This is a genomic window from Tumebacillus sp. BK434 (assembly GCF_004340785.1).
GTDB lineage: Bacteria > Bacillota > Bacilli > Tumebacillales > Tumebacillaceae > Tumebacillus_A.
This window is the reverse complement of record NZ_SLXS01000001.1, coordinates 168,632-179,665: the sequence shown is the minus strand read 5'-3', so window position 1 is coordinate 179,665 and position 11,034 is coordinate 168,632. Positions and strand designations below refer to the sequence as shown.

Sequence of the window (11,034 nt, the reverse complement as noted above, 5' to 3'; positions counted from 1 at the left end):
ATGAGGTCTTAGCAACCGCAAGAGGTAGCGTCATTATAATAGCAAGTACGGCCGAACTCGTCTTTGAAGTACGTGCGGGTACGGTTGTAACCGCTCAGGCCGGCACAGGTCAGCACGCACTTGTGCTCCATGTACAAATACACGCACGGCGTTGCATCCGGAGTGCTGGTCATTTTGGCCATCAGCTTTTTAATCATCTCTCTCACCTCCTTTCAAGCGCAGGCAGGAACTGAGCCCGCGATACGCAATCTTCGATCCGGCCATCCTCGCCGACCATCAAAAAGTTCGGGAACTCATCGAGCTGCAAGTCGAGCAGCGCTTGCCGGGTCACGCGGAGCATCGGCAGCCCCGGGTAGAGCTTTCCAAATTTCTCAAGTTCCCGGTCTTCCTCCGCCTGGATCAGACAGAGATAGGCTACCGGATTGTACGGGAGGTACTGCTCCATAAACTCTTCCAGCCGGGTGGGGCAATACGGGCACGTCGTCGATAGCAACATCACGACGGAGCGGGTGCCGAACAGCGACTCCGGCAGCGGGGCCAGCCGGTGAATGTAACTCAGCGGTTTCCCGACCAGGTGGTGTACCGCATCGGGCAGAACTTGCACCCGCTTCGGCAGCAGGTTGATCTCCTGAGCGGTGCGTTTCATTCGTGACCGAAACATGACGTACGATCCACCCCACGCGAGGAGTAGCAGCGTCAAGACAGCATACAACAATCGGATCGCCTCACGATTTTTAGTTAATATGTAATACTTTCATCTTATTTTTCAAACCACTAGGTTTATCATATGACAAATATTCAGATTTTTCAATATGTGATTCGACATTTGATTCGATTTTTCGTTTATTTGGGCGCAAGCGAACGGAACCCCTGACAGCTGTCCGTAATATCTTGTAGTGCTGACGGAGATAAGGATCGCTAATGATGATAATTAGACTTTCTTATTGATAGGAAGCAGGAGGAGGACCGCTGTGAAAGGATTGTGGGTAAAAAGAAGCTGGCAAAGCACCGTGCTGATCTACTTTTTGCTGCTGGTGGCCGTGCCGATCGGGCGCGTCTACGGGGAAGGTTTTTCGCTCGGGTGGGGGCGGTTTTGGGAAGCGGTCGGCCATCCGCTGGCCTGGCAGGCGGTGCTGTTAACGCTGAAACTGGCGGTGATCGCCATGCTCTGCAACGCGGCGATCGGCAGCATCATCGCCTGGGTGCTGGTGCGCTACCGCTTTCCGGGGCGGAAACTGCTCAATTCGCTCGTCGACCTGCCGTTCGCCTTGCCGACGGCCGTCGGGGGCTTGATGATTTTGCTGCTGCTCGGTCCGGCAAGCCCGCTTGGACAATTTTTTGCAAACCGGGGCTGGGAGGTCGTCTATCACCAGCCGGCGATCGTCATCGCTATGATCTTTGTGACCTTTCCGTTTGTCGTGCGCTCGACCCAGCCGCTCTTGGAGGAGCTCGATCCGGCGCAGGAAGAAGCATCGTATACGCTGGGCGCAACGCCTGGCCGCACGTTTTGGCAGGTCATCTTTCCGGCCATTCGCCCCGGTGTGATCGGCGGCGCTTTGCTGGCTTTTTCCCGGGCGCTGGCCGAGTTTGGCGCGGTGGTGCTGGTCGCCGGCAACCTGCCGGGCAAGACGCTGGTCGCTTCGGTCTACATCTTTGGGCAGATCGAAAACTACAACCCGCAAGGCGCCGCCGCCGTGTCGGTCGTGCTGCTCACCTTGTCTTTCCTCGTGCTGTGGGGCGTCAATCTGCTGACCGACAGGGGGGGGCGGGGATGAGAAAAGGACTGATCCTGCTGACGTACCTCTTTTTTCTGGCGCTGCTGATCGTTCCGCTTGGCAAAATGATCGCTTCGGCCGGGGCGTACGGCTTGTCCGGCCTGCTCGAGGTGCTGAGCAGCCGGGAAGTGCTGCATGCCTTGTATCTGTCCGGCCTGATCGCCGTCATCGTCACTTTGCTGAACACCTTGTTCGGCGTCGGTCTCGCTCTGCTGCTGGTGCGCGGCACGCGGTGGAACCGCCGAATACGGCAGGTGTTGAACTCGATGGTCGATCTGCCCTTTGCCGTCTCGCCGGTCATCGGCGGGCTGATGATCCTGCTCTTGTTCGGCCCGCAGACGGTGCTGGGGACGTTTTTTGAGAGCATCGGCGCCCAGATCGTCTTTGCCTTGCCGGGCATGATCATCGCCACGTTGTTTGTCACCTTCCCGCTGATGGTGCGCGAAGTGATGCCGGTGCTGCAGGAGGCTGGCACCGATCAGGAAGAGGCCGCCTACACACTGGGCGCGTCCGGCTGGCTGACCTTTCGGCGCGTCACCTGGCCGTCGATCCGCTTCGGCGTGCTGTACGGCGTGGTGCTGACCGTCGCCCGCTCGCTCGGTGAGTTTGGCGCTGTGCTTGTCGTATCGGGGAACATCATCAACAAAACACAGACGGCGACTACGCTGGTCTATCAGGAAGTGGAGAATTTCCATTTTGTCGCCGCCAATGGGGTTGCGGTGGTGCTGGCCGCACTCTCCATCCTGATCCTGCTCTTGTTAGAATGGGCGAAACATCGAAAGGAAGGGATCTTCCATGCAGATTCAGGCACGTAATCTCAGCAAGCAGTTTGGCGCGTTCCACGCGGTGGACGACGTGTCGTTCACCATCGGTTCCGGCCAGCTGATTGGGCTGCTCGGTCCGAGCGGCGGCGGCAAAACGACGATTTTGCGCATGCTCGCAGGCCTTGAGGCGCCGACGTCCGGCGAAATCCGCTTCGAAGGCGCGCCGGTCAACCACCTGCCGCCGCAGGAGCGCGGCATCGGCTTCGTGTTTCAGAACTACGCGCTGTTTAAGCACATGGACATTTTTGACAACATCGCATTCGGGCTGGCCGTGCAGAAGAAAGGCAAGCGGGAGATGCGCGACCGCGTGCAGCATCTGCTGGAGCTGACCGGCTTGAGCGGACTCGGCAGCCGCTTCCCGCACCAGCTGTCCGGCGGGCAGCGCCAGCGCGTCGCCTTTGCCCGCGCTCTCGCCCCCGCTCCACAGCTGCTCCTGCTCGATGAGCCGTTTGCGGCGATCGACGCGAAAGTACGCAAAGAACTGCGCCAATGGCTGAAAGAGATGATTCGGCAGCTCGGCGTCACTTCGATTTTTGTCACCCACGACCAGGAAGAGGCGGTCGAAGTCGCTGACGAGATCATGATCGTAAGCAAAGGCCGCCTGGAGCAAAAAGGCACACCGTGGGAGGTCTACAAGCATCCGGCCACGCCGTTTGTCGCCCGCTTTATCGGCGATTCGATGGCGGTGCAGGATGTGCGGGCGCTGAAAGGATTCGAACGCGCCGCCGCCAACTTGCAAGGCAGCCACCAGGTCTTCATCCGCCCCGAGTCGATCGAGCTCGGCCGCGAGCAGGAGATCGCCTACCCCCATGCCGCTGCGAAAGGCGAAGTGAAAAGTGTCCAGTTCCGCGGCAACGTCTGGCAGGTCGAGGTGGAAGTCGGACCGCAGCGCCTGCTCGCCCACCATTCGTTCGAAAAAAGCCCGCTGCAGATCGGCGATGAAGTGGCGGTGCTCGTGCACCAGATCCACCTGTTTGATGAGCGTGCAACGCTGCTGGTGGAAAACGAACTCAAAGGGAGCGATTCAAGATGGCAACAAAGAAGCTTTGGCTAGGCGCGCTGCTCGCGCTGAGCCTGGCCGTTCTGCCCGCGTGCGGAGAACCGGCGAACCAGCAAGACGAGATCACCCTTACCCTCGGCGCATACACCGTTCCCAAAGAAGCGTTCAGCAAGATCATCCCGAAGTTTCAGGCGGAATGGAAAGCGCAGACCGGGCAAAGAGTCAAATTCGCAGAATCATACGAGGCGTCCGGCACACAGGCGCGGGCGATCACCGGCGGATTTGAGGCGGATGTCGCTGCCCTCTCGCTCGAAGCGGACATCGACGCGATCACACACGCCGGCCTGATCACCCACGACTGGAAGCAAAGGCAGCACGGCGGCATGATCACCACTTCCGTCGTGGCGCTCGGCGTGCGCGAAGGCAATCCCCAAGGAATCCAAGACTGGGAAGACCTCGCGAAGCCGGGCGTCTCCGTCCTCTATCCCAACCCGAAAACTTCGGGCGGCGCGCAGTGGGACATCAACGCGATCTACGGCGCCGGCCTGAAAAAATCGGAGGAAAAAGGCGCGCCAGATCCGGTCTTCGCCAAGGAACTGCTCGCTTCGATCCACAAGAACGTCAAATCGCTCGACAAAAGCGGCCGCGCCTCGATGACCACGTTCGAAGCGGGCACCGGCGACGTCGTGGTCACCTATGAAAACGAGCTGCTGGCCCGCGTCAAAGAAGGCGCCCGATACACGATTCTCGTGCCAAATCATACGATCAAGATCGAAAACCCGGTCGCCGTCATCGACAAAAACGTCGACAAGCACGGCACCCGCGAAGCGGCCGAAGCGTTTGTCGACTTCCTGTTCACCCCCGAGGCGCAGACGATCTTTGCGGAAAACGGGTTCCGCGCCGTCGAAGAATGGGTCGCCAAGCAGTTCGCCGCCCAGTACCAGACCCCGCCCGGCCTGTTCGACATCGGCTATCTCGGCGGTTGGGATCGGGTTCGCCAAGAGCTCTATGCCGACGGAGCGCTGTGGGATCAGATCTTGGCAGGTCAATAGGGCTGCTCTCCCTACCCTACGCAAAGCAAAGCCGGAGCGTGCGCAGATGCCCGCTCCGGCTTTGCTTTGCTCTTGTTAGACCCATTTCTCATATTGTGTGCGGATCTTCTCCGGGAAGATTCGCGTCTTTTGCATCGGGAACGGACAAGACAGGTTGTACTTTTTGATCATCTCGTTGATCGGGAACACGGCCGTTTCCAGCTCGACCTGCTTGCCGCTGTCGAGTGCGTCGAGCACTTTTTTGATCTCATCGCGGATCTTGTGCTGCAACTCCAGCCAAGGAGGCAGAACATTGGCGTTTTTCAAAATCGAGTTCAGCGCGTAGTTCTCGCTTTGGTGCGCGTCGTCGACAGCCAGCCGTTTGCCCTTGTGCGGATTGTCTTGCAGACCTCCGCCTTTTTCAAAATCCTTGAACGCTTCATCCAGCCATGAGGACACCTGAACTTCCGAATAGCGGGTCTCCTCCGAACTCTCGCGCACTTCCCCTGGTACGAATTGATTTTTCGAATTCGCCATGTTCCCATCCTCCTTAGTTCTCTGCTCTTTCTACCTCCAGTGTATGTTAATTTTTTACTTGAAAACGGTTTCACAAGCCTGAAGTTGTGACGGTTTCCTGTCACTTCTACTTCTTGGTGAGCACCATCCACTCTTCGATCTCAAAGGAGACGACTCGTCCGCCTTCGATGACGACGTTAAAGTATTCTTGCCACTCCTGCTCGCCGGAGAGGATCAGCGCTTCCGTTTCGAGCTTCTGTTCCTCGGTGCAGGACATCCGCTCCATCCACGGCTGGAAGAGGAACGTTTTGCGACGCAGACGGCTGTGCACTTCGGTCAGGCCGGCTTGTTGGAACAAGTTTTTCCATTCCTCCACGCTCAAGCAGCGCACGTGGCTCGGGTCGCGCAGCTTTTCGATCTTGTCGCGCCAGGCGCCAAATTCACCGTCCGGCACCACGTTGTCGATCATCAGGAACTGCCCGCCCGTGCGCAGGACGCGGGCCACTTCTTGCACGAACGATTGCGGATGCGGAAAATGGTGCGGCGCGATGCGGCAGGTGACGATGTCGAACGCTTCGTTCAAAAAGGGCAGATCCTCCGCATCGCCGCGCACAAACAGCACGTTGTCGCAGCCTGCAGCTTGCAGGTGGCCGGACGCCGCATGCAGCATCTCCCGCGTCAAGTCGCAGGCGACCACCGCTCCGACATGCGGTGACAGCGCTTTGCTGACATGTCCGCCGCCCGTTGCGATGTCGAGCGCCTTGGCCGATTTTTCTGGCTGCAGCCACTCGACGAGCAAGGCGAGATCGTCGCCTTTGGCGTGCAGTTCGCTGTTCACATAGTGCTGCGCGTTTTTCCCGAACTGGCTCTGTACCAGCGCTTTTGCCTCATTGGCATGATGTTGATTGTTCATCGTGGCAACACCTCCTGCTGCTATTCTATCCCGTGGCAGCTCTTTCCGGTTATAGAAGTTCGATAAGCTGTTATCGAAAAAATTGATACTCTATATTCCTTGACTGGAATATTCCGATTCAGGTATATTTGAATCATGAAACCGCTAACGACTCTAAGCGCACTTGCCGACCCCAACCGTTTCCAGATGATCGAGCTGTTGCGCGACGGCCCGCTGGCGGTGGGCGAGATCGCCGAACGGCTTGGGCTGCAACAACCTCAGGTCTCCAAACATCTGCGTGTCCTTAGTGAAGCAGGTCTCGTCGAAGTGCGCCCCGTCGCCAACCGGAGGTTCTACGCACTGCGTCCTCAGCCGCTGCAAGAGCTGAACCTGTGGCTCGATACGTTCCGCAGCGTCTGGGATCAGCGGCTGGATCGACTGGACGAATACCTGCAGGAACTGCAAGACCGAAACAAAAAATAACGTTCTCAAAGGAGAAATCACAATGTCTGAATTGATCATCACCCGCACGTTGCAAGCTCCGCGCGATCTGGTTTATCAAGTCTGGACCGAATCTGCACACCTACAACATTGGTGGGGCCCGGCCGGCATGAAGCTCGAGGTCGCCCAATTCGATCTGCGCCCGGACGGCATCTTCCTGTACAGCATGGAAACTCCGGACGGCAACAAAATGTGGGGCAAATTCACCTACCACGAGATCGCCGCGCAGGAGAAGCTCGTCTATGCGTCCGCTTTCGCCGATGCAGAAGGCAACACCATCCGCGCTCCGTTCAATTCACTCTTCCCGCTGGAGATCCTGAACACGCTGACCTTCGAAGAACAGGAAGGCAAGACCCAAATCACCCTGCGCGGTATCCCGCTCAACGCCACCGAAGAGGAACACCAGTTCTTTGCTGCCATGCACAGCAGCATGCAGCAAGGCTTCGGCGGCACGTTTGCGCAGTTGGAAGCGTACTTGGAAAAGCTGTAAATCTGACGTGTACGAGCATTTTCGGCCATCGGCATTTTCTGCCGATGGCTTTTGTTTTGGGAAATTTATGGTAAGATAAAGTCATGCTTAATTCATACTTTTCAAAAAAGGGGTTGTCTTTGCGATGGCACAACAAAGGAGCGGCTGCTCTTGGGTCTTAATTATCGCAGGCGGTATCGTACTTGGATTCGTACTCCTCTCGTTCTGCTAAACGCAGCGATTCTCGCGGGTACTTTCACCCTGTATCTGATCAATGAACACGTGTTGAAGAGCCTGACGAACAACGCATTTTTGCACGGACATTTTAATGATGCACTGGCGATGTGGATCTATCTCCCCTATCTGAATGTACTGCTGTCCCTTTATCCGTATCGAGTACTGAGCATTACCTCGTACCCGGCCTGTTTCGGAGTTGCGCTGGTTGCCGGCTTGGGATGGGAATATCTGACCCCCTTGTTTTTGACGAACAGTGTCAGCGATCCGGTGGATCTCTTGATGTATCTGATCAGCGGTCTTGCGTATGCCTTCTTTATGAAAAGAGTCACAGTCTCATGAGCGACTGTGACTTTTTGTGTTGTAGTGGTCATCGGTGAGCAGGAGCAACCTTTTAGCCTTGATCCTGCCTTCCCGATTACTTTTCGGTCAAGCTGTGGTCACCTACAGCTCAATCACCGTCGCCGCGCTGCGAATCTCCGTCGCGAAGTCGTCGGTGATCCATTCTTTCACATAGCCGAGCGGGTTGCAGATGATCTTTTTGCCGCCCCGCACTTCCATGCCGTGGCGCCAGTGTTTGTGGCCGAAGATGACGTATTGCACATGGTCGTGCTCGTCCAGCAGATCGCCGAGCTTCGTCGAGCCCATGAACGGGCGGATCGCGTTCCAGACTTTGCCCATGGGATGCTCCGGGCGCTGTGAGACCGGCACGTATTCCGCGTACGGGATAAAGTGGTTGGCAAACACGATCTTCTTGTCCCGGAACTGCTCGAACTGGGCGCGCAGCTTGTCCAGCATCAGCTCGGTAAGCGCTTCGTCTTCCATGCCCCACCGCGCCATCACGCTGTCTTTCCACATCATGTTCTTATCTTTCACGATCTCCGCCCGCGTCTTTTGCGCCAGTCCGTGCGTGTAATCATACCAGCCCATATCGCCGACCAGCACCCATTCGTCGTTCAAGTGCAGCGGTTTGTCGATCAGGGAGGACTCATGATCGCGCAACATGTGGTACTGCTTCCACGAATCTCCGTTGTCGCGTGTCGCCCAGATCGAATGGTTGCCCGGCACGTAGGACAAGGGCACGCCCGATCTGTCCTGGATCTCCTCAATGTATCGAATGCAGCGCTCCGCACCGCCGGCCATATCGCCCGCCACGATCACCCGGTCGGGAGCGTGCTCTCGGATGCAAGCTGCGATCTCCTGCGTCAACTCGCGCTTCAGTTCGGTGCTGTTGTAATCGACATGCAAATCAGAAAACGATAAAATCTTCAACTCAGTACCTCCCAGACGTTCCGCTTAATTCAACTATTATACCACTTTATGAAGCAAAGCTCCTGTGATTTAGAACTTACTTGAGGTCTGTCTTGAATATACATTAATCTGCTCAATCGGCTTTGTCTGCTGAATTAGCATATATGAAAATTCATCGCAAAAAGCCATCCAGACTTAGGATGGCTTTTGTTGTGTCTTCGTTCTGCTCGCAAGCATTCCCTGCCGTTTATTCGCTGTGCAGATAGATCTCGGAAATCCGTTTCACCTCCGCCGCATCGGGCAGCCAATACGACAGCTCCGCCTGCACCAACGGGTCGTACGCTGTCCCAGTCTCGCCCGGAATCTGCACGTATTCCAGCTGCGAGCGGTCCAGCCCTTGAAACAGCCAGGCCAGCGACAGCAGGTCGGCATCGGAAAAATTGGTTTCGATCACATCCGTCTTGACCTGCGTGATCAGCTCCGGCAGGCGGCGCAAGGCGTCCGGCTTCAGCATTTTCTCGAGCATCGCCCGCAGCACCAGCGCCTGGTCCGCCTGCCGCCCCGTCTCCCCGTCCGGCAGCGAATAGCGCTCCCGCACCACTTTCAGCGCGGCCGCGCCGTCGAGATGATGCGCCCCTGTCGCAAACTCGCCGACCGGATGCGGCAAGTCGACATCCACGCCGCCGATGCGGTCGACCAGCGCGCGAAAGCCTTGGAAATCGGTCTTGATGTAATAGTTCATCTCCGCCTGCAGGAACCCGCTCACCGCCGTCAGCGCCGCATGTGTCCCGCCATCGCTGCCCGCCTGCAGGCTGCCGAGGAAATGGGCGTGGTTGATCTTCGTATAGCCGATGCCGGGGATCTCGATCCGCGTGTCGCGGGGGACGGAGATCAGGTTGACTTTTTTGGCGGTCGGGTCGACATGCGCCGCCATGATCATATCGGTGCGCGCCATTTCCCCGTCCTGTCCGTCGATGCCAAGGAGCAGCACGTTGAAGGCTGCCTGCTGCTTCTGCCCGGCTCGGGGCGTCTGCTCGACCCCCTGCCCGGTTTCCGGCAGCGGAGCGAGCACCGGATGCCGGGTCCCTGCAAAATGCCGCTTCGGCTCCAGTTCGCGGTACAGGTACGCCGCCCCGCTCCCGGCGGCAAGCAGCAGCCCGGCGAGAACGCCGAGGCATACTTTGACCCACCGTTTCAAGCTCAGACCATCTCCTTCATCCCGTGCTCCCTGGACCGGCTCGCCGTCTGCTGCTCGGGGACGCCTTCCGCCTGTTGGCGGAGCAGCACAACGCGCAGGGTCTGGAAGAGAATCTTCAGGTCGAGCACAAACGAATAGTTCTGCATATACATCAGGTCGAAGCGGAGCTTGTCGGCCGCCGCCGATGAGTAGCCGGCCCGCACCTGCGCCAGTCCCGTCAGGCCGGGCCGCACCGACAGCCGCTGCAGGTAGTCGGGCACCGTCTCTTTAAACTGGTCGATAAAATACGCCCGCTCCGGGCGCGGTCCGACGAGGCTCATCTCGCCGCGGAGCACGTTGATCAGCTGCGGCGCTTCATCGAGCCGCGTCGCCCGCAGGAACCGCCCGAGCCGCGTCACGCGCGGGTCGTCCTGCAGCGCCAGCACCGGGCCGGTCGCCAGCTCCGCATCGGAGACCATCGAGCGGAATTTGTACAGAGCAAACGGTTTCCCGCCCTGGCCGAGCCGCTCTTGGCGAAACACCGCAGGGCCTGGCGAATGGAGCGGAATGAGCAGGTACAGGCAGCACAGCAGCGGGCTGAGCACGATCAGCAACAGACCAGCCGCCAGCAGGTCCAGCCCCCGCTTGACGATCTGTTGGCGCAGTTTCAGCTTCGGCGGCGTGATCGACAACACGAGCAGATCGCCGATCTGCTGCGGCTCTGCGCCGAACAGCACCAGCTCAAACAGCTCCGGCACGACCAGCGCTTCTTTGCCGTAGCGGGCGCAGAGCGAGACCAGCTCCTTCTTCACGCCGATCGCGCCGCCGAGCACCACCGCGTCCACGCCCGGCAAAAGCTGCGCCAGCCGTTCCTGCTCCTCGGTGGTCAACACCCCGGCCACCGTGAACCAGCCCTGCATGTTCAAGTCCAGCCGCTCTTCGATCAGCAGCCCGGCGATCGGATCGTCGGCCACGACCAGCACTTTGCGCCCGCCATAGACGCGCCGCCCGACCTGCCAGATGCCCGCCCGCCACACGAGCAAGAGCACACCTTGCAGCAGTCCGGCCATCACGATCACCACCCCCGGCAGCGACGTGAACAGCGCTGCGCAAAGCGCGAGCATCCCCACCGCCAGCACCACCGAGCCGATCAGCAGGTCGAGCCCCCGGCGCTGCGGTTTTGCATAGAGATCAAACATCGTAAAGATCACCAAGGCGGCTGCAGACAGCCCTGGCAGCAGATGCAGATAGGCATCGAGCGAATACGAATCATGCAGCCAAAAGGCCGCCAATAGCCCGCCGTGCACGATCAGCAGGTCGAAGCAAAACAGGACGCAGTTGGCCAGCCGAATGTTCATGCCCAT

14 protein-coding genes are annotated in these 11,034 nt (G+C 58.5%); 7 read left to right on the top strand and 7 right to left on the bottom strand.

What is annotated here, in order from left to right; translation table 11 throughout:
* Nucleotides 1-8 precede the first annotated feature (8 nt).
* Together EV586_RS00945 and EV586_RS00940 are read right to left on the bottom strand one after the other, a co-directional pair.
* On the bottom strand, nucleotides 9-197 hold the full coding sequence (locus EV586_RS00945; protein WP_132943216.1) for a hypothetical protein: 189 nt from the start codon (nucleotides 195-197) through the stop codon (nucleotides 9-11).
* A 5-nt stretch (nucleotides 198-202) separates the two neighbouring features.
* Complete coding sequence (locus tag EV586_RS00940) at nucleotides 203-661, bottom strand: hypothetical protein (protein WP_132943215.1); 459 nt, start codon at nucleotides 659-661, stop codon at nucleotides 203-205.
* A gap of 310 nt (nucleotides 662-971) precedes the next feature.
* Here EV586_RS00940 and cysT point away from each other — a divergent pair, with 310 nt between their 5' ends.
* From cysT to EV586_RS00920, 4 genes are read left to right on the top strand one after another with little or no spacing between them, the layout of a single operon-like run.
* Nucleotides 972-1,775, top strand: a complete 804-nt coding sequence (gene cysT, locus EV586_RS00935) for a sulfate ABC transporter permease subunit CysT (RefSeq protein ID WP_132943214.1) — start codon at nucleotides 972-974, stop codon at nucleotides 1,773-1,775.
* The gene (locus EV586_RS00930; RefSeq protein ID WP_132943213.1) at nucleotides 1,772-2,590 is read left to right on the top strand and encodes a sulfate ABC transporter permease subunit; all 819 of its coding nucleotides are present in this window, start codon (nucleotides 1,772-1,774) and stop codon (nucleotides 2,588-2,590) included. Before cysT ends, EV586_RS00930 begins: the two co-directional genes overlap by 4 nt.
* A complete protein-coding gene (locus EV586_RS00925; RefSeq protein ID WP_132943212.1) occupies nucleotides 2,571-3,653 on the top strand; it encodes a sulfate/molybdate ABC transporter ATP-binding protein in 1,083 nt (360 codons plus the stop codon). Before EV586_RS00930 ends, EV586_RS00925 begins: the two co-directional genes overlap by 20 nt.
* Nucleotides 3,629-4,651 carry a sulfate ABC transporter substrate-binding protein gene (locus tag EV586_RS00920; protein ID WP_132943211.1) on the top strand — a complete coding sequence of 341 codons (1,023 nt, stop codon included), beginning with the start codon at nucleotides 3,629-3,631 and terminating at the stop codon, nucleotides 4,649-4,651. The genes EV586_RS00925 and EV586_RS00920 overlap by 25 nt, the downstream gene beginning before the upstream one ends.
* Before the next feature lie 75 nt (nucleotides 4,652-4,726).
* Here the strand turns inward: EV586_RS00920 and EV586_RS00915 are convergent, their stop codons facing one another.
* Both EV586_RS00915 and EV586_RS00910 read right to left on the bottom strand, forming a co-directional pair.
* Nucleotides 4,727-5,167 carry a DnaJ family domain-containing protein gene (locus tag EV586_RS00915; protein WP_132943210.1) on the bottom strand — a complete coding sequence of 147 codons (441 nt, stop codon included), beginning with the start codon at nucleotides 5,165-5,167 and terminating at the stop codon, nucleotides 4,727-4,729.
* Between the two features lie 106 nt (nucleotides 5,168-5,273).
* Entirely contained in the window at nucleotides 5,274-6,059 is a 786-nt protein-coding gene (locus EV586_RS00910; protein WP_132943209.1) for a class I SAM-dependent methyltransferase, read from the bottom strand.
* A gap of 135 nt (nucleotides 6,060-6,194) precedes the next feature.
* Between EV586_RS00910 and EV586_RS00905 the strand changes: the two genes are divergently transcribed.
* The 3 genes from EV586_RS00905 to EV586_RS00895 all read left to right on the top strand — a co-directional run bounded on the left by EV586_RS00905 (nucleotide 6,195) and on the right by EV586_RS00895 (nucleotide 7,584).
* A complete protein-coding gene (locus EV586_RS00905) occupies nucleotides 6,195-6,521 on the top strand; it encodes an ArsR/SmtB family transcription factor (protein WP_132943208.1) in 327 nt (108 codons plus the stop codon).
* 22 nt (nucleotides 6,522-6,543) lie between these two features.
* The gene (locus EV586_RS00900) at nucleotides 6,544-7,029 is read left to right on the top strand and encodes an SRPBCC family protein (RefSeq protein WP_132943207.1); all 486 of its coding nucleotides are present in this window, start codon (nucleotides 6,544-6,546) and stop codon (nucleotides 7,027-7,029) included.
* 150 nt (nucleotides 7,030-7,179) lie between these two features.
* A complete protein-coding gene (locus EV586_RS00895; RefSeq protein WP_132943206.1) occupies nucleotides 7,180-7,584 on the top strand; it encodes a hypothetical protein in 405 nt (134 codons plus the stop codon).
* Nucleotides 7,585-7,686: 102 nt separating this feature from the next.
* Here EV586_RS00895 and EV586_RS00890 read toward each other — a convergent pair whose 3' ends face one another.
* The 3 genes from EV586_RS00890 to EV586_RS00880 all read right to left on the bottom strand — a co-directional run bounded on the left by EV586_RS00890 (nucleotide 7,687) and on the right by EV586_RS00880 (nucleotide 11,034).
* Nucleotides 7,687-8,514: a metallophosphoesterase family protein gene (locus EV586_RS00890; RefSeq protein WP_165898137.1), complete on the bottom strand. Its 828-nt coding sequence runs from the start codon at nucleotides 8,512-8,514 to the stop codon at nucleotides 7,687-7,689.
* A 226-nt stretch (nucleotides 8,515-8,740) separates the two neighbouring features.
* Complete coding sequence (locus EV586_RS00885; RefSeq protein WP_243652890.1) at nucleotides 8,741-9,691, bottom strand: LCP family protein; 951 nt, start codon at nucleotides 9,689-9,691, stop codon at nucleotides 8,741-8,743.
* 2 nt (nucleotides 9,692-9,693) lie between these two features.
* Nucleotides 9,694-11,034, bottom strand: a complete 1,341-nt coding sequence (locus EV586_RS00880) for a sugar transferase (RefSeq protein WP_132943204.1) — start codon at nucleotides 11,032-11,034, stop codon at nucleotides 9,694-9,696.

Bases quoted from the DNA above. Each gene is read 5' to 3' on its own strand.
- EV586_RS00900 (WP_132943207.1), top strand. From the start codon at position 6,544: ATGTCTGAATTGATCATCACCCGCACGTTGCAAGCTCCGCGCGATCTG.
- EV586_RS00930 (WP_132943213.1), top strand. From the start codon at position 1,772: ATGAGAAAAGGACTGATCCTGCTGACGTACCTCTTTTTTCTGGCGCTG.
- EV586_RS00940 (WP_132943215.1), bottom strand. From the start codon at position 661: ATGTTTCGGTCACGAATGAAACGCACCGCTCAGGAGATCAACCTGCTG.
- EV586_RS00915 (WP_132943210.1), bottom strand. From the start codon at position 5,167: ATGGCGAATTCGAAAAATCAATTCGTACCAGGGGAAGTGCGCGAGAGT.
- EV586_RS00925 (WP_132943212.1), top strand. From the start codon at position 2,571: ATGCAGATTCAGGCACGTAATCTCAGCAAGCAGTTTGGCGCGTTCCAC.
- EV586_RS00945 (WP_132943216.1), bottom strand. From the start codon at position 197: ATGATTAAAAAGCTGATGGCCAAAATGACCAGCACTCCGGATGCAACG.
- EV586_RS00880 (WP_132943204.1), bottom strand. From the start codon at position 11,034: ATGGGCATGAACATTCGGCTGGCCAACTGCGTCCTGTTTTGCTTCGAC.
- EV586_RS00920 (WP_132943211.1), top strand. From the start codon at position 3,629: ATGGCAACAAAGAAGCTTTGGCTAGGCGCGCTGCTCGCGCTGAGCCTG.
- EV586_RS00910 (WP_132943209.1), bottom strand. From the start codon at position 6,059: ATGAACAATCAACATCATGCCAATGAGGCAAAAGCGCTGGTACAGAGC.
- EV586_RS00905 (WP_132943208.1), top strand. From the start codon at position 6,195: ATGAAACCGCTAACGACTCTAAGCGCACTTGCCGACCCCAACCGTTTC.